Genomic DNA, 21,512 nt, shown 5'->3' on the forward strand with positions numbered 1-21,512 from the left:
CGCCCGTCTTCCGCCCGAGGCCAGGAGCCAATTTGACTGCTTATTCCTTTCCCGACAACAGGGGCCATTTCGGCCGTTACGGTGGCGTATTCGTTGCCGAAACGCTGATGCATGCTGTTTCGGAACTGAATGAAGCCTACGAGAAATACAAAGAAGATCCCGATTTCGTTGCCGAATATCGCTATGAACTGGCGCATTTTGTCGGACGTCCCAGCCCGGTTTATCACGCCAGACGCTGGTCTGAACAGCTGGGCGGGGCGCAAATCTGGTTCAAGCGCGAAGACCTGAACCATACTGGCGCCCATAAAATCAATAACTGTATCGGCCAGGTTCTGCTGGCCCGCAAAATGGGCAAGCAGCGCATTATTGCCGAGACGGGTGCGGGCCAGCATGGCGTGGCCACTGCGACGGTTGCGGCCCGCTATGGTCTTGAATGCGTCATTTATATGGGTGCCGAAGATGTGCGTCGGCAGGCATCCAATGTATATCGAATGAAGTTGCTGGGCGCAACGGTCGTGCCCGTGGAATCGGGCTCGCGTACCCTGAAAGATGCGCTGAACGAAGCCATGCGCGACTGGGTTACCCATATCGACGATACCTATTACATTATCGGCACTGTAGCGGGTCCGCACCCGTACCCGGCCATGGTGCGCGACTTTCAGCAGATTATCGGCCAGGAATGCCTTGAACAAATGCCTGCATGTGCGGGCCGCCAGCCCGATGCCATTATTGCGTGCGTTGGCGGCGGCTCCAATGCCATGGGCATTTTCTATCCCTATCTGTCCCGCGGGAAGGTCCAGCTGATTGGTGTCGAGGCGGCCGGGGCGGGTTTGAATACCTCCCGTCACGCGGCCTCCATCAGTGCCGGCAAGGTCGGGGTGCTGCATGGCAACCGTACCTATGTCATACAGGACAGCAATGGCCAGATCCAGGAAACCCATTCCGTTTCGGCGGGGCTCGACTATCCGGGTGTCGGTCCGGAACACGCCTGGCTCCATGACAGCAAGCGTGCGACCTACGTAACTGTAGACGACAACGAAGCGCTGGCCGCTTTCGGCCAATGCTGCCGGCTGGAAGGCATCATGCCTGCGCTGGAGTCTTCACACGCCCTGGCTCACGCCGCCAGGATGGCGCCCACGTTGTCACGCGACGCTATTTTGCTCGTGTGTCTGTCTGGCAGGGGCGACAAGGATATGCATACCGTTGCCGAATACACCGGCGTGGACCTGTAAGGAACGGTCATGAGCCAGCAACGAATCAACAAAACATTTGCCAGATTGGGACGCCGCGCAGCCCTGATTCCCTACATCGCTGCGGGTGATCCCGACCCTGCGACGACTGTGCCCCTGATGCATGGCATGGTGCGCGCGGGGGCCGATATCATTGAGCTTGGCGTACCGTTTTCAGACCCCGTCGCGGACGGCCCCATCATTCAGCAGGCCGCCGAACGGGCGATTGCCAAAGGCGTGGGGTTGCGCGATGTACTGGACATGGTGGCTGTATTTCGTAAAATGGACCAGACGACCCCTGTCGTACTGATGGGGTACGCCAATCCCATAGAAGCCATGGGACAAGAAGCGTTTGCCCGCGCCGCAGAGAAAGCGGGGGTCGATGGTGTCCTGATTGTCGACTGTCCGCCGGAAGAATATGACGATTTTTCCGCAGATCTCCGTACGCGTGGCATTTCGCCCATTTTCCTGCTGTCGCCGACCTCGACCGAGGCGCGCATCCAGTCGGTTGCCAAGCGGGCAGAAGGTTATCTGTACTACGTATCGCTCAAGGGCATAACCGGCTCGTCCGCCATCGACATTAATGAAGTGCGTGAGCGGCTGGCCGGAATTAAAAAATATGTTTCCATCCCAGTCGGGGTGGGATTTGGTATTCGTGATGCAGCCAGTGCTGCAAAAGTGGCCGAAGCCGCCGATGCGGTGGTCATCGGCAGTCGTTTGATAGAAACCATTACGCAGGCCATTGCCCGGCACCCCGAGGCAGATGCGTCCGAGATGGCGGTGACGGCAGCGGGCGACTGGTTGCGAGAGATCCGGCAGGCGCTGGATCAGATCAAAAAATAAGTATTTGGAACTAAGGATAGACAATGAGTTGGTTAGACAAGATTCTTCCACCACGGATCAATAAAAAGACGGAACAGCAGGGAAGACGGGTTCCCGAAGGGCTATGGGTTAAATGCCCCTCCTGCGAATCTGTGCTTTATAACGACGATCTGGTGGAAACCGTTAACGTATGCCCCAAATGCAGCTATCACATGCGGCTGGGCGCGCGTGCGCGCATCGACTCTCTGCTCGATGCAGACGGTCGGGTGGAAATTGGTGAAGGCATTCGTTCCACGGACCCGCTCAAGTTCAAGGACAGCCGCAAGTATCCAGAGCGGCTGGCTGAAGCGACCCAAAAATCGGGCGAATCCGATGCGCTGATTGTCATGAGCGGCAGCATCTGCACGGTTCCCGCTGTGTTAGCCTGCTTTGAATTCGATTTCATGGGCGGTTCAATGGGATCGGTCGTGGGCGAGCGTTTTGCCCGCGGCGTTCGGGCGGCCATTCAGAACAAGACGCCCTTTATCTGCGTCGCCGCTTCGGGCGGCGCGCGCATGCAGGAAAGCCTGTTTTCGCTGATGCAGATGGCCAAAACCAATGCCATGCTGACCCGGCTGGCCCAGGAAGGGCTGCCCTTTATCAGTGTGCTGACCGACCCGACCATGGGTGGGGTTTCTGCCAGCTTTGCCTTCATGGGCGATGTGGTCATTGCCGAGCCCAAGGCGTTGATTGGTTTTGCAGGTCCCAGGGTCATTGAGCAGACCGTTCGTGAACAACTGCCTGAAGGCTTTCAGCGTGCGGAGTTCCTGCTCGCAAAAGGGGCGGTTGACATGGTGATCGACCGACGTGAGTTGCGCACCGAGCTGGCCAGACTGATGGCGCTGCTCACGCGCCAGTCCAGTGAAGCGGTTGCGGCCTGAACCCGGAGGCCAGAATGGATACCGATGCTTTTCGACTCGAAAAAACGCTGACCTATCAGTTGCATCAGTTATCCAAACTGATTGATCGACAGGTCGATTACTCCGATATCGAACGCATTGAGCTGAATGCCGGGGAAGGGCGAACGATTGCCGTTCTGGGCTACTACGGGACGGCGTCGGTCATCCAATTGGCCCGGCTGGCCAATCTGGACAAAAGCCAGGCGAGCCGGGCGATTGGCGCCCTGGTTAAAAAAGGCATTATTGAAAAGCGCAGCGACAGCCGTGACGCCCGCGCTTTCGAACTTTTCCTGACCGAAGCGGGTCAACAGGTCTACTCTGATATCGTTGACCTGATCGTGCAGCGCAACGAACTGGCGCTCAAATCCCTGACGCTTCGGGAAAAACAGCAGCTGTTTGCCCTGTTTGGAAAAATTCATCAGAACCTGTCTGGTTAGACAGCCAATAGCTCACAGTACATCAGCGGGTTCAATTCATTTTGTGCTGCTCATGAAATGTCAAACCGCAGGACACAGAACAGGTCTTTGGCAACCATAGAGGGCGCGCCACTCGTGCATTGATGTAATACGGGTATATCCGTATCTGGACGTGATTGTATTTAGTTGATTTTTCAATTAATATTCAGAAAAGGCCGTCACGCTTTGACGGCCAGTCCCATGAAAGAGTCTGGAGACCTTTATGCATCTTCCCCTTCGGGAGGCCCGTTCGTCCCTGTATCATCCATACACGCTTTACGCCCCGTTTTTCCCGGCGGCTGATCTCGCGTCGGCCACACCGGTCACGATTGTGGGTGGCGGTCCCATCGGTCTGGTGACTGCACTTATTCTGGCACGCCATGGCATCCGGTCATCCGTGCTGATCCCGGAATGCCAGGTCACCGAGGGCAGCCGCGCCATCGTTTTCACCAAAAGATCAATGGAGATCCTGCAGTTTGCCGGGGTGGCGGGGCGCGTGATGCAAAAGGCGCTGCCATGGACCAGTGGAAACTCGTACTACCAGGGTCAGCGCGTTTTTCGTATGGAAACGCCGGTCGATACAAATGACAGTTTTCCACCACTGAATAATTTGCAGCAGAACTGGCTGGAAACGTATCTGGTACAGGCTATACAGGCGCAACCGCTGATTGAGCTGCGTTGGGGCAATCGGCTGTTGTCCTTCACCCAGGACACATCCGGCGTTCAGATGGTGATCGATACGCCGAAAGGGGAGTACAGCAGTCGTTGCGACTGGCTGGTGGCGGCCGATGGCGCTCGTTCCACCGTGCGCCAGCAACTGGGGTTGGCGCTTGAAGGCAATAGCTACGAAGGCCGTTTTGTGATTGTCGATATCCGGATCGATCTGGATCTGCCGACCGAAAGACTGGCATTTTTCTCACCGGAATGGAACCCAGGCAATACCATTCTGATGCATAAAGAGCCCGACAATATCTGGCGTTTTGACTATCAACTGGCTGCCGACGTCAGCAGCGAAGAGGCACTCAGGCCCGAACATCTGGCGCAGGCAGTCAATGCCCAGCTGAAAATGATGGGCTATACGGATAAAGCATGGGAAATGGACTGGGCGTCGGTGTATTCAGCAAGAGCCCTGACACTGCCCGACTATGTTCACCAGCGTGTGCTGTTTGCCGGTGATGCAGCACATTTACTGCCGATTTTCGGGGTGCGTGGCGCCAATACCGGTTTTCAGGACGCCATGGATCTGGGATGGAAACTGGCTGCGGTCGCGAACGGTCAGGCCGATTCGTCCCTGTTGAAAACGTATAGCCACGACAGGGTCGGCGCTGCACGCGAAATTATTGACGAGGCCGGCAAAAGTACCCGCTTTATGGCGCCGCCGACCGACGGCTACCGTTTGTTGCGCGATGCCACATTGACGCTCTCGTTGCGCCATGATTTTGTACGCCCGCTTTTTCACTGGCGAACCTCGCGTGCGCACGCCTATCGCACGTCACCATTAAACAGTACGCAGGACGACAACAGCGTGATGCCCGTTGCATTGGAAAACGGAGTGGTATTTCCCAATCTGCGCCTGAACGGGGGTGGTTATTTGTACGATCAGTTTGACGGGCGATTCCAGGTCGTCTACATAAGCGCACAAGACACGCCCCAGGCGCACGTCGACGCCGTGCTGCAGGAACTGGCTTCACTCACGGCATTCGGTCAGCCTGTCGGGTTGCATATCCTGCGTGCTGCATCGGCAGCCCCTGTTCGGGAAGACGATGCCTGCGTGCATGAGGTTGCGCCCGAACTGCTGTCGCAGCGCTATGCCGCAGACGGAGGTGAAATCTATGTCATCAGGCCCGATCATCATGTGAGCGCGCGCTGGCGCCAATACACACCGGGTTGCCTCTCCCATTATTTTGGGTATCTGCCCGCGCGTGCTGCACAAAAGGAGAATTGACATGAGCATAGAAACACAGGCGCTGGAAACAGTCTATGACCACTTGGCAGAAACACTGGACTCAATTCCGCAGGCGCAGCAATCACTGATGCTGACCCGGCTGGCACTGCTGATGAGCGAGCAGATCGGCCAGCCGGATGTGATTTGCAGGCTGATCGATGAGGCGGCGCGCAACAGCTAATGGAAATTGCCAGTAGTCATTGACCTGCCAAAGTGGCAAGATATCTGTTCACGTGCCCGCGTGTTTGTGCCGGACAGGCGTTTGCAAACCGGGGCGTGAACCCCGGGTACCAAAATACAATATCAATGTGGAGAAAGACAATGACAATCAAACGATGGCTGGTCGTTACAAGCCTGGCGCTGTGTGCAACAGCTGCACACGCTGCCTGGCCCGAGGGGCCGGTGACCTGGGTGGTTCCTTATCCGGCAGGCGGCGGCACCGATGTGATTGCACGCACCGTTGCGTCCTCCCTGGAGAAAAAGCTGGGGCAGACCATCGTTATCGAAAACAAACCGGGTGGCGGCACGGCCATCGGCGCATCGGCCATCTCTCGTGCCAAGCCGGATGGATATATGGTCGGCACCGCTGATTCCGGTACGCTGGCATTCAATCCGTCACTGTATAAGCAATTGACGTACGACCCTTCCAAATTCACCTACATTGGCGGGTTGGCCCGTTTCCCCCTGGTGCTGGCGGTGCCGGCCAATTCGCCTTACAAGACCGTCAATGAACTTATCGAGGCTGCGAAAAAAACGCCGGGCAAGCTGTCTGCCAGCTCGGCCGGTGCCGGCTCTCCGCACCACCTGGCGCTGGAGCGCTTCAAGCAACTCACGAAAACAGATATCGTGCATGTTCCATACAAAGGGGCGGCGCCTGCATTGCAGGATCTGATCGGTGGACAGGTCGACCTGATGTTTGGCGACCTGGGCTCCTCATTGCCCAACATCAAGGCCGGCAAGGTGCGTGTGCTGGCCGTGACGGTACCTGAACGCCTGCCATTGTTGCCCGATGTTCCCACCATGGCGCAGGAAGGGGTGGGCGATTTTGTTGCTTATGCCTGGCAAGGACTGGTCGGTCCGGCCGGTATGCCTGAAGATGTTGTCAAGAAACTGGACAAGGATCTGAAAGACACACTTGAGTCAGATGAGGTCCGCAAGAAAGTGGAAGGCCTGGGCGTCGAGATCATGCCCATGTCGGGCCCTGACTTCAAAGCCTATTCCGACAAGGAGCGCGAAGATTGGGCCAAGGTGATCAAGGCGGGGAATATTACGCTGCAATAATCAATTCGTAAAAAAAGCCCCTTGTCGAATTCGCACCGTTTTCTTACGGCACCCGACAAGGGGCTTTCCTTTACCTTGACCAAGGTTGTCTACCAGTAATGACAGACAACCCCTCTACGCGTTACTCGCCGCGTGTTTCGATGATTTCCAGCGGTTCTTCCTTAGCCTGCTGACGTGCCTTGCGGGGCCGTCCAGCCGGTTTTGGAGGTGGTGCCAGCATTGCTTCTTCAGTCAGTCCGGCTTTGGTTTCCACCCATTCCATCCCCACTTCGGAAACAATCTCTTTGAGAATTTCCTTGCTGGCGACTGGCGAGGTGTTGGCGACCTGTTCCGGTTGGCTGGCTACGGTAACAGCCTGCGTTGTTTCTTCAACAGCACTCTCTTGCCCTGCAGGCTCGGATGGTGTTGTTGCCTGCTCAACGGCGGTGACGTGCTCATCGTGTGCAGCAACAGCAGTTTGCTCAACGACAGGTGTTGCCGGTTCCGCTTTATCGGAAACCGCCTGCGTTGTTTCTGCCAGTGCGGCGACAGGATGATCGGCAGCCGGCGTGCTTGCCTGTGCTGCGGGCTCGGCTTGTGCCGTTTGATCAGTTTGATCATCTTGCTGTTGAACGGGCGCTGACTCCGGCACTGCTTCGACGGCCGCTTGTGTGGCCGGGCTTTCGTTGGCATCTGACGCCGCTGATTGTACTGGTGCTTCGGAAGCAGCAGGCTTTGCCGTTTCGTCAGTTGCAGCGGCAGGTTGTGTCACAGTATTGGCGTTTTTTGCTGCAGCAGGAGCTACGTTTGCTGGTGCATGGGTATCGGCGTTGCGAGCGTTGGCTGCGCTTTCAGTACTTCCGGCACTATCCGTTGCTGCCGTTTCGCCAGCAGTGTCAGCAGCAGCGACAGATCCTGAGGCAAGCATCACCTCGTTGGGCACGAACGACGCCTTGTCGGTTTGCGTGCTTTCTGTCGTTTCGTTTTGACGGCGACCACGACGGCTGCGACGGCGACGGCGACGCGGTTCGGCATCACCGGTCTGTGCATCTTCGCCCTCTGCGGGCAGGGCGTTGTCATCTTCCGAATCGTCGTCAATCAGGCTTTGCTCCAGTGGAGTCGGGCGGGCGGCAGTTTCCGGGCTGGCCTGGCGACTGCGGCGTGATGCAGGGGCTTTTTCGGCCTGGGCTGTATCGGCTGTTTCATCGGTTGCGACGCTCTCGGCGCCGGTGGCCGCTGCAACTGCGTTCTCGGTTTCCTCGCCTGCGCCACGACGGTTGCGACCCCGTCCGCGACGGCTGCGGGTACGGCCACCGCTGTCTTCTGTGCTGGCGCTGTCCTGAGAGGTATTTGGAGTCGGGGTTTTATCTGCACCGCCGGCTGCCTGGGTCTCGGCGTCTTCCTGCTTGCGCTGGCGACCACGTGGGTTGCGGCGGGTTTCGCCGTCCTCGTCGGACTTGGCGGTTGTGCGCTTTTCACCGCGACGGTTGCGACCGCCGCGCTCGCCGCCGGCTGACTGGCGCGAGCCACCACGCGTGCCACGACCTTCTGATTTTTCAGCAGGTGCGGCCACTTTAGGTGTTTCGGCAGGGGCGGCTTCTTTCGGGCCACCCAGCCATGCCAGCACTTTCTGCAGGAATCCCTGGATGCCGGGGGCGGCTGCCGAGGTGACTGGCTGAGGTTGTGCCGGTGCCTGAGGTTTGATTGCGCTTGGTGCAGGCTGATCGGGCGAAATGCCCTTGACCAGTGCTTCAGGACGTTCGTTGTGCTCGGATTTGTCTTTGGTGGATTCCCACTTCACGGTGGTTTCCGGCGCTTCGATCAGATCGATACTGGCTTTGGGATCATCCAGGCGGGAATCATCGTAACGAATGCGCTCGATATGATGATGCGGCGTCTCGAAATGTTTGTTTGGAATCAGCACCAGATTGACTTTCAGGCGCGATTCGAGCTTGACGATATCGGAACGTTTCTCGTTCATGAGGAACGTTGCCACTTCCACCGGTACCTGCGCATGCAGGGCGGCGGTGTTTTCCTTCATGGCTTCTTCCTGCAGCAGACGCAGCACGTTCAGGGCACTGGATTCAACATCGCGGATGACGCCGGTGCCGTTACAGCGCGGGCAGGTAATATGCGAGCCTTCATTCAGGGCGGGTCGCAGGCGCTGGCGTGACAGTTCCATCAGGCCGAAACGGGAAATTTTTCCCATCTGGACCCGGGCACGGTCGACGTGCAGGGCATCACGCAGTTTCTGTTCGACGGCACGCTGGTTTTTGTTGTCTTCCATGTCGATGAAATCGATCACGATCAGACCGCCCAGGTCGCGCAGTCGCAACTGGCGGGCCACTTCTTCGGCCGCTTCCAGGTTGGTGCGCATGGCAGTTTCTTCGATGTCGGCACCGCGGGTAGACCGGGCCGAGTTCACGTCGATGGCGACCAGGGCTTCGGTGTGGTCAATGACGACAGAGCCGCCGGAAGGCAACTGGACGGTACGGGAATACGCGGTTTCGATCTGGTGTTCGATCTGGAACCGGGAAAACAGGGGGATGTCGTCCTGATAGCGTTTGACCCGGTTCACATTGTCAGGCATCACGTCCTGCATGAATGCAGTCGCCTGCTGGGTAATGGCTTCGGTGTCGATCAGGATTTCGCTGATATCGGGCGAGAAATAGTCGCGGATGGCACGGATGACCAGGCTGGATTCCTGATAAATCAGGACGGGAGCCGGATAGTCTTTGGCGGCCGCATCAATGGCGCGCCACAGTTGCAGCAGATATTTTAGATCCCACTGCAGTTCGGGAACGCTGCGGCCGATGCCGGCGGTACGGGCGATGATGCTCATGCCGGAAGGCAGATCGAGCTGTTCCATGGCATCGCGCAATTCCTGGCGATCTTCGCCTTCGATGCGGCGTGATACGCCACCGCCACGTGGATTGTTGGGCATCAGGACCAGATAGCGGCCTGCCAGGGAAATGAAGGTGGTCAGGGCGGCGCCCTTGTTACCGCGTTCTTCCTTTTCTACCTGGATGATGAGTTCCTGGCCTTCATGCAAGGCGTCCTGGATGCGCGCGCTGCGAACATCCACACCTTCCTTGAAATAGCTGCGAACCACTTCCTTGAAGGGAAGAAAGCCGTGGCGGTCATGGCCGTAGTTGACAAAGCAGGCTTCCAGGCCGGGCTCGATGCGAGTGATGACCCCTTTGTAGATGCTTCCCTTGCGTTGTTCACGGCCGGCGGTTTCAATGTCGATGTCGATCAGTTTCTGGCCGTCGACAATCGCAACGCGTAATTCTTCTTGATGCGTTGCGTTGAATAACATGCGTTTCATAGAGCAGTTTCTCCGTTAAACGAGGGCAACGAACGCCGTTGTCCTCACCACGAATGACTGTGAAACGTACGAATATACGACTGACTGCGCGTAACCTCTCGCAGGTCAGGGGCGCTTTATGTGGGACTGTCCGCCGTCGGATGTCGACGTGCAGCAGAGCCAGTCAGAAAATTAACAGAGTAAAGTAATATCAATTGTTTAATTCTTCTGTGTTTCCGTCCTGCCGTTGCCTTGCGGTGCCGTCAGGAAAGAATAAAAAACCAGGGCGCTTCGTTTATTCTGTACGCTTATGAACATGATGGCGGTGGAATCTGTGGGCAGATGATGTATGGCCTGCCGCGTTAATAACAGATCCAGCCGATGCCGTCATGTTCATGGGCCAGTCACTCAAAAGACTGAAATACAGATAGCGGATTGACGTTAGGACGGTACAATGCGTATTTGGCTGACGGGCGGAGACCTGCTTGCAGCTATATGACTGCGGGTTTCTCAACGCCGGACGGTTTTATTCAGTCTTTTTGTGGTCTCCGAATTATAAGGCTCTTTTGAGTATGTGCAAACAAACTTCTGATAAAAAACCCACTTTTTCTGTACGGCTGGTCCGTGCAGATGCCGGATCCGACGGTCAGCGCATCGATAATTTCCTGATCCGCGAGTGCAAGGGGGTTCCCAAGAGCCATCTGTACAAGGCCATCAGAAGCGGGCAGGTGCGTGTAAACAAGGGCCGGGTCCAGGCTGAATACCGGGTCAAAGAGGGCGATGAGGTCCGCATTCCGCCCCTGCGGGTCGCGCAACCGGATGAAAAGCGGGCGGTGCCCGCCGCTGAGTTTCCCATTGTTTTCGAGGATGACGCCTTGATTGTGATCGATAAGCCTGCGGGCGTCGCCGTCCACGGCGGCAGCGGCGTGTCGTTCGGCGTGATCGAACAAATGCGGGCGGCGCGACCCGAGGCCCGCTTTCTGGAGCTGGCGCACCGTCTGGACAAGGAAACCTCGGGGTTGTTGATGATTGCCAAGAAACGCTCGGCGCTGGTCGCCCTGCATGGCATGCTCAAGGAAAGTCGCGGCAGAAAATGCTATCTGGCGCTGGTGGAAGGTGATTGGGTCAATGACCGGCAGCATATCCGCCTGCCGCTGGAAAAATACCTGACCCGCGACGGTGAGCGGCGCGTGCGCGTGCGTCCCGACGGCAAGCCGGCGCATACCATTGTCAGCAAAGAAGCCCGCTATGGTCGCTATAGTCTGGTGAAGGCTGAATTGCGCACCGGCAGAACCCATCAGATACGGGTTCATCTGGCCGCTAGCGGTTTTCCCATTGTCGGCGATGAAAAATACGGCAATGACGACACCCGCGCTGCCTTCGCGCGCCAGGGTTTTGCACGCATGTTCCTGCACGCCCATACGCTGGATATACCCCATCCGCTTACCCAGGAGCCGCTGTCGCTGGTGGCGCCCTTGCCACAGGCATGCAGCCGGCTGCTCGATACCCTGAGCAGTCACCTTTAATTATTTTACGGAAACACCAATGCCTTATTCACTTGTCATTTTCGACTGGGATGGAACGATTATGGATTCGACCCATTCGATTGTTGCTGCTATTCAGGCCGCCTGTCGCGATATGGATCTGCCGGTTCCCAGCGCTGCGCAGGCCAGCTGGGTGATCGGCCTGTCGCTTGACGAGGCCCTGCATCGTGCGGTGCCCGACCTGAAGCCCTCGCAACTGCCACGGTTTCTTGAGCGCTATCGTATCCACTACCTGCTCAAGGACCCTGAGCTGCGCACGTTCGAGGGAATGACCCGGATGCTGGATGAATTAAAGGCCGATGGCGTGCGGATGGCCGTGGCAACTGGAAAGAGCCGCGTGGGACTGGATCGGGTCTTCAACGGGACGCAACTCGGGCATTATTTCGACGCCAGTCGCACAGCCGATCAGACGTTCAGCAAGCCTCACCCAGGCATGCTTGAGGAAATTCTGGATGAACTGGAGCTGCCGGTTGAGGAGGCGGTGATGGTGGGCGATACCTCGCATGACATCCAGATGGCCCAGGCGATCGGTATGGACAGTATTGCAGTCACCTATGGTGCGCACACCGAGCGGGAACTGGTTGACAGCAAACCGACCATGATTGTTCACAGTCCTGCGCAATTGCAGGCATTTTTAAAGGAACAATGTCGTAAAGTGGCGGTCTAACCGGAAAAAAGAGGGGTTGTTTCCACTGTTGTATTTTTGCTGCAATACTCACAGGAGTTCCGCATGTCCTCACGCCCGCGCTACCCATATATATCTTCTTCCCAGATTACCCCGGAACCTGTCTGGCGTGCGCGCCGACAATGGATGCAGCAGATGGCCGGTTTGGCGGCGGGTACCGGACTGGGCGGTCTGGGGGCGATACTGCCCGGTTCTGCTGCGGCAGATACTTTGCCTGCGATTGCCGGTATGCAAGCCAATCCTGAATATGCGGCGGCAAAAATCGATCGCAAACTGACCACTGAAAAAGATGTCACCTCCTATAATAATTTCTATGAGTTCGGGACGGGTAAGGGCGATCCTCTGGATTACGCTGGCAAGATGAGCACCTCGCCATGGCAGGTGCAGGTCAGTGGCGAAGTAGAAAAACCCCGCACTTTCGATCTGGACGAACTGGTCAAGCTTGCCCCGCAGGAAGAGCGGGTGTATCGGCTGCGCTGTGTCGAAGCCTGGTCCATGGTCATCCCCTGGGTCGGCTATCCATTGTCGGCTTTGCTCAAGCAGGTGCAGCCGACCAGCAAGGCCAAATTTGTCCAGTTCATTACCGATATGCAGCCCGAGGCCATGCCGGGGTTGCGCGATCGCATTATTCCCTGGCCTTATCGGGAGGGCCTGCGCATGGATGAGGCCATGCATCCGCTGACGTTGCTGACCTTCGGCCTGTACGGCAAGCGTCTGCCCAATCAGAACGGCGCGCCCTTGCGTATTATCGTTCCCTGGAAATATGGATTCAAATCGGGCAAATCCATTGTCAAAATTGTGCTTTCCGAAACCATGCCGCAGACCAGTTGGGTCGCCATTGCGCCGTCAGAATATGGTTTTTATGGGAACGTGAACCCCGATGTGCCGCACCCGCGCTGGAGTCAATCACATGAGCGTGTGATCGGAGGCGGTTTTTTCGATCCCAAGGTGCCGACCCTGAAGTTCAATGGTTACGGCGAGCAGGTCGCCTCGCTGTATAGCGGCATGGATCTGCGAGCCAATTATTGAGCAGGGGAGGGCGTGCATGTCTGAATCAATCAAATCATCCCGGGGGTCGGCGAGCCTGCGATCGGCGGCAACAATGCGCCGGCGCTGGACCGCGGCGCAGGTGGGGCGGGTCAAGCCCTTGCTGTTTCTGCTCTGTCTGCTGCCGTTTCTGCGCTGGTTTTACCTGGGATATAACGACGGACTGACAGCCAACCCGGTGGAGTTCATCACCCGGTCCTCGGGATTCTGGACGCTGGTCATGCTGCTGCTGACCCTGGCCGTCACGCCGATCCGGCAATTGCTGGATCAGCCGGCCCTGGTGCGTATACGACGCATGCTGGGCCTGTTCGCGTTTTTCTATGTCGTGCTGCACCTGCTGACCTGGGTGGTGCTGGATCGTAATATGGATATCTCATCCATGATTACCGATGTGCTGGATCGCACTTTTATTTTTCTGGGCATGGCGGCGTTTTTGCTCATGTTGCCGCTGGCGCTGACCTCGACCCAGGGGTGGATGCGCCGCCTGGGCAGAAACTGGAGCCGGCTGCATAAATGCATCTATGCGATTGGTGTATTGGGAATCATCCATTTCTGGCTGATGCGTGCCGGCAAGAACGACTTTTCCGAGCCTATCCTCTATGGTACGCTGCTGGTGATATTGTTGTTGTGGCGTATTGCGCGCGCCTGGCGGGCGCGCCGGCTGGCAGCAGCGTAGGCAGATGAGGGCGCCAGGGCTAACGGCGATGATGAATGACAACGACGAGCGCGAACCAGCCTGAGCTGATCCGGCTCATTTAAGGGATTGGGCATGGGAAGACGAGGCTGGTTGCTGTTTTGGGTGACCACATTGGCCTGGCTGGCGGGGTGTGCTGGTGGCCCGCCGATTGATCGATCACACCATGCCGCAGGCCAGGATAGTCGCGTGCGCTTTATTGTGTTGCATTACACCTCGGAAAATAACGAAAACTCCCTGCGAATTCTTACCCGGGACAGGGTCAGTGCACATTATCTGATTACCGACGAGCCGGTCCGGATTTATTCCCTTGTCGATGAAAATCGTCGCGCCTGGCATGCCGGGCAGAGCCAGTGGTTCGGCTATCGGGACCTGAATGCAACCTCTATCGGCATTGAACTGGTCAACCCGGGGCCGCTGGACGGCACCCGTACCCGCTGGGCGCCATACTCAAAGGCCCAGATCGGGGCGCTGTCGGCCTTGTTGCGTGATGTCCAGTCGCGGCATCATGTAAATGCCTGGAATATTGTTGCGCATAGCGATATTGCGCCACTGCGCAAGACGGATCCGGGGCCGGCTTTTCCCTGGCGCGAACTGGCGCGGCAGGGCCTGGGCCGCTGGTACGACGAAAACGCCGTGACGCAGCGCATTCCCCAGGTCACGGCCGTCGAACTGGGTTCGCCAGCTTATATCCAGTCGCTGCTGGCACGCATCGGTTATCCGATAGCGCAAAGCGGCGTGTGGGATGCGCAGACACGGCAGGTTATTAGTGCCTTTCAGATGCACTACCGTCCCGCAAACTACACGGGCCAGACAGATAGCGAAACCGTGGCGATTGCGCAAGACCTGGCGCGTCATTTTCCGGCGTCCACCCCTTAGGCCAGAAACAGAAACAGCGTGGGGTATTTGTCCAGATCCGGTGCAGGGCGCTTTTTCCAGGCGGCGATGGTATCGGTCTGGACCCATTCGTCTGATGTTGTGAGCGCCCGGGCAATACACAGTCGGGTGCCTGGATTCAGGCTCTCCTGGAGCGTGGCGAACATGGCCATATTGCGATAGGGCGTTTCAATAAACAGCTGGGTCTGGTTATGGCGCGCGGACAGCTGCTCCCATGTCTTGAGTTGTTTGCTGCGTTCAGCCGGCGCAATCGGCACATAGCCGTGGAAGGTGAAGCGCTGGCCATCCAGGCCGCTGGCCATGAGCCCCAGCAGGATCGAAGACGGCCCTACCCAGGGCACCACGCGAATGCCCAGTTGGTGCGCCAGTTGGACCACCCGGGCGCCCGGGTCGGCCACGGCGGGGCAGCCGGCTTCGGACACCAGGCCCATCTCGCCTGATGTTTCGGTCAGCCAGCGGCGCATGTCCGATTCCGATGTTTTGGCGCTCAGAGTATGGATGGTGATGTCCTGAATGGCGCCCTCGGTGCCGGTCTGCTTCAGATAGGCACGGGCGGTTTTGGCGTTTTCGGCAATATAGGTCTTCAGGGTGCTGGCTCGTTGCCGCGCCTCGGCGGGCAGCCAGCGTTCCACGGGGGCGGCGCCCAGGCTGACGGGCAGCAGATGCAGGACGTCGATCATAAGACTTGCGCCTGCAGGGTCGGATTGACGCCATAGCTGCGCAGCTGGCGGCACAGTTCGATCAGGGGCAATCCGATAATGGCCGTGGGGTCGTCGCTGTGCATGGCGGCCATCAGGCTGATGCCCAGCCCTTCGGCCTTGGCACTGCCGGCGGTATCGAAGGGTTTTTCCACAGTCAGATAATGGGCGATTTCGTCGTCTGTCAGGTCGCGAAAGACACAACGCGTAATCACATCGACAACCACCTGGCGTTCACCGTCGGTTAGCGCCAGGGCGCTGTGAAATTGCACTTCCTTGCCGGACAATTCACGCAATTGCGCGAGGGCGCCTTCATACGAGCCCGGTTTGCCGATAGGCTGGCCATCATGTGTTGCCACCTGATCGCAGCCGATTACCAGGGCGCCTGGATGTTGCTGGGCAATATGTTGCGCCTTGGCCAGGGCCAGTCGCTGGGAAAGGGCTGCTGGTGTTTCATCTGGCAGCGGGGATTCATCAAGATCGGGCGAAAAGGTCTCAAATGGCAGTCCCAGGCGCTGCAGCATGGCCTTGCGATAGACTGAGGATGACGCGAGAATAAGACGCGGAGGGGAAAATGACATGGTTTTCATTGACTTATCAGATACGAACAAGTTATTATCTTATGTTTTCCGGGGATTGTGTGGGTTGCGGTGAAAAAACCTGCAGTGAAACCTGAGTAATCGAATTTATATGAAACCCAGTCATCCTGTGATTGACGTGCTGGATTTTGTCTCCCGCGGTGCAGAGCAAAGCGGCCAGACGCCGCTGTCTGCATTTTCACGGGCGGCAGATCTGCTGCCAACTCAGGTTCTGCCTGTGAATACGGAAAGTCGCGAGTCGCCGGCAGATGGCCAGGTTCGCTGGTCTGTTCGCGGAGAGCGCACGCAGCACGGCAAACGTTATCTTTATCTGGATGTCAGCGCCCGGCCGGTTCTGGTCTGCCAGCGTTGCATGCAACCTTTTGTCTATGAGGTCGAAAGCAGCGTGCAGCTCGAGGTGGTTACCAATCAGGCGGCCCTGGACGAGGATACCGACACAGAAGATCTGGATATCGACGCGCCCGACCGTATTCTGGCTCAGCAGAGCCAGCCAATACTGGATTTGGTGGAAGACGAACTTATTCTGAGTCTGCCCTACATACCCAGGCATGAATATACATGCGTGCAGTATGAGGATCAGGGATCGCCTGACAGGGCAGACAAAAAACCATCGCCGTTCGCGGCGCTGGCAGCTTTAAAGAAGCAGTAACTTAACCTATTTCCTGCATAATTTTCGGGTTATGCAGTTTTATTATCGGAGTCATCATGGCCGTTCAGCAAAACAAAAAGACACCTTCAAAGCGCGGTATGCACCGTTCGCACGACTTTCTGACAACACCCCCTACAGCCATCGAGCCAACAACGGGTGAATTGCACTTGCGTCACCACATCAGCCCTAACGGCGTTTATCGTGGCCGCAAAGTTCTGAAAACAAAAAACGACGAATAATTCTCTGTTTAGTCGGTAAGGGTAGGGGCGTCTGCGGGTATGGTATCCTGCGAACGGCGTTAACCCCGGCTCACTAATACCGTTACGGAAATATTATTTATCGTGATCAGAATTGCAATCGATTGTATGGGGGGCGATCACGGCCTTCCCGTCACTGTGCCGGCGGCCGTTCAGGTCGCCGCGAAGTTTCCTGACACCTCATTTTTACTGGTTGGCTTGCCCGATCAGCTAGAGGTTGCGCTCAAACAGGCTGCGCCGGCCAATCCGGCCCAGTTTGAGATCGTCGCTGCATCCGAAGTGATTACCATGGACGATCCGGTCGATATAGCGCTGCGCAGGAAAAAAGATTCCTCCATGCGTGTGGCCGTTTCCTGTGTCAAGGAAGATCGTGCCGATGCCTGCGTTTCAGCGGGCAATACCGGCGCATGGATGGCTATTTCACGCTACGTACTCAAAACCCTGGATGGTATTGACCGGCCGGCCATTGCGACGGCCATTCCCAATCAGCTTGGGGGTGCCACCACCATGCTGGATCTGGGAGCCAACGTCGACTGTACGGCAGAACACCTGCTGGAGTTCGCCATCATGGGTGCGGCGCTGTCGCAATCGGTCGAGCATATCGACAACCCCAGTATCGGGCTGCTCAATATCGGGCAGGAAGCCATCAAGGGTAATGATGTCGTCAAGGAAGCGGCCGAGCTATTGCGTGCCAGCAACCTCAATTTCTACGGCAATGTCGAAGGCGACGATATTTTCAAGGGTACCACCAATGTGGTCGTCTGCGACGGCTTTGTCGGCAATGTTGTACTCAAGTCCATCGAAGGCCTGTCCAAAATGATCGCCAGCATGATCCGGAACGAGTTCATGCGCAATCCGTTCACCATGGCCGCCGGCCTGGTTGCCCGGCCCGTGCTCAATCGCTTTCGCAATGGAGTCGACTCGCGCAATTACAATGGTGCTGCGCTATTGGGCTTGCGCGGCGTGGTCATCAAGAGTCACGGTTCGGCCGATATTTACGCCTATACGGTCGCGCTGGAGCGCGCCCGGACAGCCGTTGCCAGCAAATTACTTCAAAAAACCTCCAGCTCTGTTCAGCAGATCAGTCAGCTCATTCGCTCCAAAAATAACGAAAGCAGCGCATAAAGCCCGTAAAAATTATAAAATTGCCTGCTTTACTCAATTCTTTGTCTTCGGAGCCATACATGACTTATTCAACCATCGTGGGGTCGGGCAGCTACTTGCCTCCAAAATGCGTCACAAACACGATGCTTGCGCAAGAAATGGCTCAGCGGGGGCTGGAGACGTCTGACGAATGGATTGTGACTCGCACCGGTATTCATCAGCGCCATCTGGCCGACGCTGGCGTGACCTCGAGCGAGCTGGGCTTTCTGGCGGCCGAAAAGGCGCTTGCCGATGCCGGTATCGCGGCCAGCGAGATTGATCTCATTATTGTCGCAACTTCCACACCCGACTTTATTTTCCCCAGCACGGCCTGCCTGATTCAGGCCAGACTGGGCGCCAAAGGCGGCGCCGCGTTTGATGTGCAGGCGGTATGCAGCGGCTTTGTCTACGCGCTGGCGACTGCCGACAGCTTTATCCGGGCCGGCAATGCCCGCAACGCACTGGTCATTGGCACCGAAGTGTTTTCCCGCATTCTGGACTGGAATGATCGCGGTACCTGCGTGCTTTTCGGAGACGGGGCGGGTGCCGTGGTGTTGACGGCCAGCGAGGAACCAGGCATTCTTGCATCGCAACTGAATGCCGATGGTTCCCTGCACACGATTCTGAATACGGCGGGACGCATTGAAAATGGCCAGGTCACCGGCGATCCTTTCCTGCGCATGGATGGTCAGTCCGTCTTCAAGCAGGCCGTCACCGTCCTGGACAAATCGGCTCGTCAGGTGTGCGAAAAAGCGGATGTCCAGGTGAGCGAAATCGACTGGATGGTGCCTCATCAGGCCAATATCCGTATTATTGACTTCCTGGGGCGCAAGCTGGGTATTCCGAAAGAAAAAGTCGTGGCAACCGTCGGTGAGCACGCCAATACCTCAGCGGCCAGCGTACCGCTGGCATTTGATGTAGCGCGCCGCGACGGGCGTATCAAAAAGGGTGATCTGGTGCTGATGCAGGGCGTCGGCGGCGGGTTTACCTGGGGCTCGGTACTGGTCCGCATCTAACATTTTTACATCAACAAAGAAAACCATGAAACTTGCATTCGTATTTCCGGGACAGGGATCACAAACAGTTGGCATGCTCGGCGGCTGGGGCGCAAATCCCGTCATCGCGGCGGTCATGCAGCGCGCCTCTGCTGCGCTGGATCAGGATCTGGGCGCGCTTGTTGAACAGGGCCCTGCCGAGGAACTCAATCTGACGGTCAACACGCAGCCGGTCATGCTGGCCTGCAGCGTTGCCATGTACGAAGCCTGGCGGCAAGCCGGCGGTGCCAAACCGGCGTTTATGGCGGGCCACAGCCTGGGCGAATATTCTGCCTTGACGGCTGCCGGCACATTCACGCTTGAAGATGCCGTGCGCCTGGTGCGCATTCGCGCCAGCGCCATGCAGGAAGCGGTACCTGTCGGCACCGGCGGCATGGCGGCCATTCTGGGCCTGGATGACGACACTGTGCTGGCCGTTTGCCAGGAGGCCAGCGGCGACACCATTGTCGAAGCGGTCAACTTCAATGCGCCGGCACAGGTGGTCATTGCCGGGCACAAGGATGCAGTCGAACGTGCCTGCGTTCTGGCTAAAGAAAAAGGGGCCAAGCGTGCGTTACCGTTGCCCGTGTCTGCGCCATTTCATTCCCGTCTGCTTGAGCCGGCGGCAGCCGTGCTGGAGAAAGCACTCAATGAGCTGACGCTGAACATGCCCGATACCGATGTCATCAACAACGTCGATGTCGCCATCGCCGATAGCACACAGGCCATTGCCGACGCGCTGGTGCGCCAGGCGTGGCATCCGGTGCGCTGGGTGGAAACGGTCAGGGCAATGAAAGCCCAGGGTGTCACGCATGTGGTCGAATGTGGCCCGGGCAAGGTGCTTGCCGGACTGATCAAACGTATCGAGCCGGAACTGGTCACCGTTTCCGTTTACGATCAGGCATCCCTGGATGCCGCACTGGAACAAATTAACGCTTAAGGAACAGGCATGTCAGAACAGAAAGAACTTTCCGGGCAAATTGCGCTGGTCACAGGCGCCAGTCGCGGGCTGGGCAAGGCTATCGCGCTGGAGCTGGCCCGTCGCGGTGCCACGGTTGTGGGAACGGCAACGTCAGAATCGGGCGCGCAGGCAATCACAGAGATGCTGTCGGACAGTAACGGCCGGGGCGTGGTGCTCAATGTGACCGATGCGGCGGCCTGCGATGCATTGCTGGCCGAATTGGGCAAAGAGGGCGGGCCGCATATTCTGGTGAATAATGCCGGCATTACCCGCGACGGTCTGGCCATGCGCATGAAAAACGAAGACTGGTCCGATGTGATCGGCACCAACCTGGATTCGGTATTCCGCCTTTCACGCGGTGTATTGCGGGTCATGATGAAGGCGCGTGCCGGTCGCATTATCAATGTCACGTCGGTTGTCGGCTCTGCGGGCAACCCCGGTCAGGCCAATTATGCAGCGGCCAAGGCAGGCGTGGCTGGCATGACACGCGCCCTGGCGCGTGAGCTGGGCAGCCGCAACATTACAGTCAATTGCGTGGCGCCGGGGTTTATCGATACCGATATGACCCGTGCGCTGGGCGATGAACAGACCTCAGCGCTGCTGGGACAGATCCCGCTGGGCCGCCTGGGTCAGCCGGCCGATGTAGCCAATGCCGTGGCCTTTCTGGCGGGTCCCCAGGCCGGATACATCACGGGCACGACCTTGCACGTCAATGGTGGCATGTTTATGCAGTAAGCCAGCCTGCCGACCGCCCGTAGCGAAGGTGATGGGCGGCTGGCGTGAAAAGAGGCAGAGTTATTTCAACTGTAATTGCGCTGCTACTGGGGCGCAGAACAGGGTAATTTGAGATGCCAGGGTTTTTTTTCTTATACGGACCTGAAATTTCACTAAAATGCAGGATACGTAAAAGAGCAGTTGTTTATTTTTGAACTGTATTTTAGTTTTATGGTTTTAAGAAACCAGTTTGGCTAAAATATTTTTTTCACATAAAGCCTTTTGCAATCGGTTTGTAGTTGGCTAAAATTGCGGGATTTTCCCCCTTTGGAGATTTACATGGATAGCATCGAACAACGCGTCAAGAAGATCGTCGCTGAACAACTTGGTGTAAATGAAGCAGAAATCAAAAACGAGTCTTCATTTCTTGACGACCTGGGTGCAGATTCACTGGACATGGTTGAGTTGGTCATGGCACTTGAAGACGAGTTCGAAACCGAAATTCCTGACGAAGAAGCTGAAAAAATCACAACCGTTCAGCAGGCTGTTGACTACATCAACTCTCACAAAGCCTGATTTGTGCGAGTCAGCCGGTAAGCGAGAGCACTCCGGTTGCAATAAAAAAAGCGGTTTT

22 protein-coding genes are annotated in these 21,512 nt (G+C 57.2%); 19 read left to right on the forward strand and 3 right to left on the reverse strand.

From position 1 onward, the window contains the following. Positions 1 to 32: 32 nt before the first annotated feature. The 7 genes from trpB to W822_RS36010 all read left to right on the forward strand — a co-directional run bounded on the left by trpB (position 33) and on the right by W822_RS36010 (position 6,670). Positions 33 to 1,232 carry a tryptophan synthase subunit beta gene (trpB, locus tag W822_RS35980; protein WP_024005511.1) on the forward strand — a complete coding sequence of 400 codons (1,200 nt, stop codon included), beginning with the start codon at positions 33 to 35 and terminating at the stop codon, positions 1,230 to 1,232. 9 nt (positions 1,233 to 1,241) lie between these two features. Beyond that, positions 1,242 to 2,072, forward strand: a complete 831-nt coding sequence (gene trpA, locus W822_RS35985) for a tryptophan synthase subunit alpha (protein ID WP_024005512.1) — start codon at positions 1,242 to 1,244, stop codon at positions 2,070 to 2,072. Positions 2,073 to 2,095: 23 nt separating this feature from the next. Next, complete coding sequence (accD, locus tag W822_RS35990; RefSeq protein WP_024005513.1) at positions 2,096 to 2,971, forward strand: acetyl-CoA carboxylase, carboxyltransferase subunit beta; 876 nt, start codon at positions 2,096 to 2,098, stop codon at positions 2,969 to 2,971. 14 nt (positions 2,972 to 2,985) lie between these two features. Then, on the forward strand, positions 2,986 to 3,426 hold the full coding sequence (locus tag W822_RS35995; RefSeq protein WP_024005514.1) for a MarR family winged helix-turn-helix transcriptional regulator: 441 nt from the start codon (positions 2,986 to 2,988) through the stop codon (positions 3,424 to 3,426). 241 nt (positions 3,427 to 3,667) lie between these two features. Beyond that, complete coding sequence (locus W822_RS36000; protein ID WP_024005515.1) at positions 3,668 to 5,389, forward strand: FAD-dependent monooxygenase; 1,722 nt, start codon at positions 3,668 to 3,670, stop codon at positions 5,387 to 5,389. Between the two features lies 1 nt (position 5,390). Next, positions 5,391 to 5,570, forward strand: coding sequence for a hypothetical protein (locus W822_RS36005; protein ID WP_031242857.1), 180 nt, complete (start codon positions 5,391 to 5,393; stop codon positions 5,568 to 5,570). A 140-nt stretch (positions 5,571 to 5,710) separates the two neighbouring features. Further along, positions 5,711 to 6,670 (forward strand): Bug family tripartite tricarboxylate transporter substrate binding protein, encoded by a 960-nt coding sequence (locus W822_RS36010; protein ID WP_024005517.1) that lies wholly within the window; start codon positions 5,711 to 5,713, stop codon positions 6,668 to 6,670. A 121-nt stretch (positions 6,671 to 6,791) separates the two neighbouring features. Here the strand turns inward: W822_RS36010 and W822_RS36015 are convergent, their stop codons facing one another. Further along, positions 6,792 to 9,977, reverse strand: coding sequence for an Rne/Rng family ribonuclease (locus tag W822_RS36015; protein WP_024005518.1), 3,186 nt, complete (start codon positions 9,975 to 9,977; stop codon positions 6,792 to 6,794). 551 nt (positions 9,978 to 10,528) lie between these two features. Here W822_RS36015 and W822_RS36020 point away from each other — a divergent pair. From W822_RS36020 to W822_RS36040, 5 genes are all read left to right on the forward strand, one after another. Continuing rightward, positions 10,529 to 11,482, forward strand: a complete 954-nt coding sequence (locus W822_RS36020; protein ID WP_031242858.1) for an RluA family pseudouridine synthase — start codon at positions 10,529 to 10,531, stop codon at positions 11,480 to 11,482. A gap of 19 nt (positions 11,483 to 11,501) precedes the next feature. Next, complete coding sequence (locus W822_RS36025) at positions 11,502 to 12,167, forward strand: HAD-IA family hydrolase (RefSeq protein WP_024005520.1); 666 nt, start codon at positions 11,502 to 11,504, stop codon at positions 12,165 to 12,167. 63 nt (positions 12,168 to 12,230) lie between these two features. Continuing rightward, positions 12,231 to 13,214: a protein-methionine-sulfoxide reductase catalytic subunit MsrP gene (gene msrP / locus W822_RS36030; RefSeq protein WP_024005521.1), complete on the forward strand. Its 984-nt coding sequence runs from the start codon at positions 12,231 to 12,233 to the stop codon at positions 13,212 to 13,214. Positions 13,215 to 13,230: 16 nt separating this feature from the next. After that, on the forward strand, positions 13,231 to 13,908 hold the full coding sequence (locus tag W822_RS36035) for a protein-methionine-sulfoxide reductase heme-binding subunit MsrQ (RefSeq protein ID WP_024005522.1): 678 nt from the start codon (positions 13,231 to 13,233) through the stop codon (positions 13,906 to 13,908). Between the two features lie 114 nt (positions 13,909 to 14,022). Further along, positions 14,023 to 14,805: an N-acetylmuramoyl-L-alanine amidase gene (locus tag W822_RS36040; RefSeq protein WP_437177153.1), complete on the forward strand. Its 783-nt coding sequence runs from the start codon at positions 14,023 to 14,025 to the stop codon at positions 14,803 to 14,805. On the opposite strand, the gene W822_RS36045 is transcribed toward W822_RS36040, so the two are convergent. Further along, positions 14,802 to 15,503 (reverse strand): SAM-dependent methyltransferase, encoded by a 702-nt coding sequence (locus tag W822_RS36045; protein WP_024005524.1) that lies wholly within the window; start codon positions 15,501 to 15,503, stop codon positions 14,802 to 14,804. The two genes, W822_RS36040 and W822_RS36045, sit on opposite strands and share 4 nt — an antisense overlap. Continuing rightward, on the reverse strand, positions 15,500 to 16,102 hold the full coding sequence (locus W822_RS36050; protein ID WP_024005525.1) for a Maf family nucleotide pyrophosphatase: 603 nt from the start codon (positions 16,100 to 16,102) through the stop codon (positions 15,500 to 15,502). The genes W822_RS36045 and W822_RS36050 overlap by 4 nt, the downstream gene beginning before the upstream one ends. 109 nt (positions 16,103 to 16,211) lie before the next feature. On the opposite strand from W822_RS36050, the gene W822_RS0123630 reads away from it, so the two are divergent. The 7 genes from W822_RS0123630 (at position 16,212) to acpP (ending at position 21,454) form a co-directional block, all read left to right on the forward strand. Then, positions 16,212 to 16,769, forward strand: coding sequence for a YceD family protein (locus W822_RS0123630; RefSeq protein ID WP_024005526.1), 558 nt, complete (start codon positions 16,212 to 16,214; stop codon positions 16,767 to 16,769). A gap of 56 nt (positions 16,770 to 16,825) precedes the next feature. After that, positions 16,826 to 17,008, forward strand: coding sequence for a 50S ribosomal protein L32 (gene rpmF / locus W822_RS36055; RefSeq protein ID WP_024005527.1), 183 nt, complete (start codon positions 16,826 to 16,828; stop codon positions 17,006 to 17,008). Between the two features lie 102 nt (positions 17,009 to 17,110). Then, positions 17,111 to 18,151 carry a phosphate acyltransferase PlsX gene (plsX, locus tag W822_RS36060; protein ID WP_024005528.1) on the forward strand — a complete coding sequence of 347 codons (1,041 nt, stop codon included), beginning with the start codon at positions 17,111 to 17,113 and terminating at the stop codon, positions 18,149 to 18,151. Positions 18,152 to 18,210: 59 nt separating this feature from the next. After that, positions 18,211 to 19,185 carry a beta-ketoacyl-ACP synthase III gene (locus W822_RS36065; protein WP_024005529.1) on the forward strand — a complete coding sequence of 325 codons (975 nt, stop codon included), beginning with the start codon at positions 18,211 to 18,213 and terminating at the stop codon, positions 19,183 to 19,185. A 25-nt stretch (positions 19,186 to 19,210) separates the two neighbouring features. Further along, on the forward strand, positions 19,211 to 20,143 hold the full coding sequence (gene fabD / locus W822_RS36070) for an ACP S-malonyltransferase (RefSeq protein ID WP_024005530.1): 933 nt from the start codon (positions 19,211 to 19,213) through the stop codon (positions 20,141 to 20,143). Positions 20,144 to 20,152: 9 nt separating this feature from the next. After that, positions 20,153 to 20,899 carry a 3-oxoacyl-ACP reductase FabG gene (gene fabG / locus W822_RS36075; protein ID WP_024005531.1) on the forward strand — a complete coding sequence of 249 codons (747 nt, stop codon included), beginning with the start codon at positions 20,153 to 20,155 and terminating at the stop codon, positions 20,897 to 20,899. A 318-nt stretch (positions 20,900 to 21,217) separates the two neighbouring features. Next, the gene (gene acpP / locus W822_RS36080) at positions 21,218 to 21,454 is read left to right on the forward strand and encodes an acyl carrier protein (protein WP_024005532.1); all 237 of its coding nucleotides are present in this window, start codon (positions 21,218 to 21,220) and stop codon (positions 21,452 to 21,454) included. Positions 21,455 to 21,512 lie beyond the last annotated feature (58 nt).

This window comes from Advenella kashmirensis W13003, from assembly GCF_000506985.1.
Taxonomy (GTDB): Bacteria; Pseudomonadota; Gammaproteobacteria; order Burkholderiales; family Burkholderiaceae_B; genus Advenella; species Advenella kashmirensis_A.

Excerpts from the sequence above, each read along its gene's own strand:
- trpA (WP_024005512.1), top strand. The coding sequence starts at position 1,242 with ATGAGCCAGCAACGAATCAACAAAACATTTGCCAGATTGGGACGCCGC.
- accD (WP_024005513.1), top strand. The coding sequence starts at position 2,096 with ATGAGTTGGTTAGACAAGATTCTTCCACCACGGATCAATAAAAAGACG.
- W822_RS35995 (WP_024005514.1), top strand. The coding sequence starts at position 2,986 with ATGGATACCGATGCTTTTCGACTCGAAAAAACGCTGACCTATCAGTTG.
- W822_RS36000 (WP_024005515.1), top strand. The coding sequence starts at position 3,668 with ATGCATCTTCCCCTTCGGGAGGCCCGTTCGTCCCTGTATCATCCATAC.
- W822_RS36005 (WP_031242857.1), top strand. The coding sequence starts at position 5,391 with ATGAGCATAGAAACACAGGCGCTGGAAACAGTCTATGACCACTTGGCA.
- W822_RS36010 (WP_024005517.1), top strand. The coding sequence starts at position 5,711 with ATGACAATCAAACGATGGCTGGTCGTTACAAGCCTGGCGCTGTGTGCA.
- W822_RS36015 (WP_024005518.1), bottom strand. The coding sequence starts at position 9,977 with ATGAAACGCATGTTATTCAACGCAACGCATCAAGAAGAATTACGCGTT.
- W822_RS36020 (WP_031242858.1), top strand. The coding sequence starts at position 10,529 with ATGTGCAAACAAACTTCTGATAAAAAACCCACTTTTTCTGTACGGCTG.
- W822_RS36025 (WP_024005520.1), top strand. The coding sequence starts at position 11,502 with ATGCCTTATTCACTTGTCATTTTCGACTGGGATGGAACGATTATGGAT.
- msrP (WP_024005521.1), top strand. The coding sequence starts at position 12,231 with ATGTCCTCACGCCCGCGCTACCCATATATATCTTCTTCCCAGATTACC.
- W822_RS36035 (WP_024005522.1), top strand. The coding sequence starts at position 13,231 with ATGTCTGAATCAATCAAATCATCCCGGGGGTCGGCGAGCCTGCGATCG.
- W822_RS36045 (WP_024005524.1), bottom strand. The coding sequence starts at position 15,503 with ATGATCGACGTCCTGCATCTGCTGCCCGTCAGCCTGGGCGCCGCCCCC.
- W822_RS36050 (WP_024005525.1), bottom strand. The coding sequence starts at position 16,102 with ATGTCATTTTCCCCTCCGCGTCTTATTCTCGCGTCATCCTCAGTCTAT.
- W822_RS0123630 (WP_024005526.1), top strand. The coding sequence starts at position 16,212 with ATGAAACCCAGTCATCCTGTGATTGACGTGCTGGATTTTGTCTCCCGC.
- rpmF (WP_024005527.1), top strand. The coding sequence starts at position 16,826 with ATGGCCGTTCAGCAAAACAAAAAGACACCTTCAAAGCGCGGTATGCAC.
- W822_RS36065 (WP_024005529.1), top strand. The coding sequence starts at position 18,211 with ATGACTTATTCAACCATCGTGGGGTCGGGCAGCTACTTGCCTCCAAAA.
- fabD (WP_024005530.1), top strand. The coding sequence starts at position 19,211 with ATGAAACTTGCATTCGTATTTCCGGGACAGGGATCACAAACAGTTGGC.
- fabG (WP_024005531.1), top strand. The coding sequence starts at position 20,153 with ATGTCAGAACAGAAAGAACTTTCCGGGCAAATTGCGCTGGTCACAGGC.
- acpP (WP_024005532.1), top strand. The coding sequence starts at position 21,218 with ATGGATAGCATCGAACAACGCGTCAAGAAGATCGTCGCTGAACAACTT.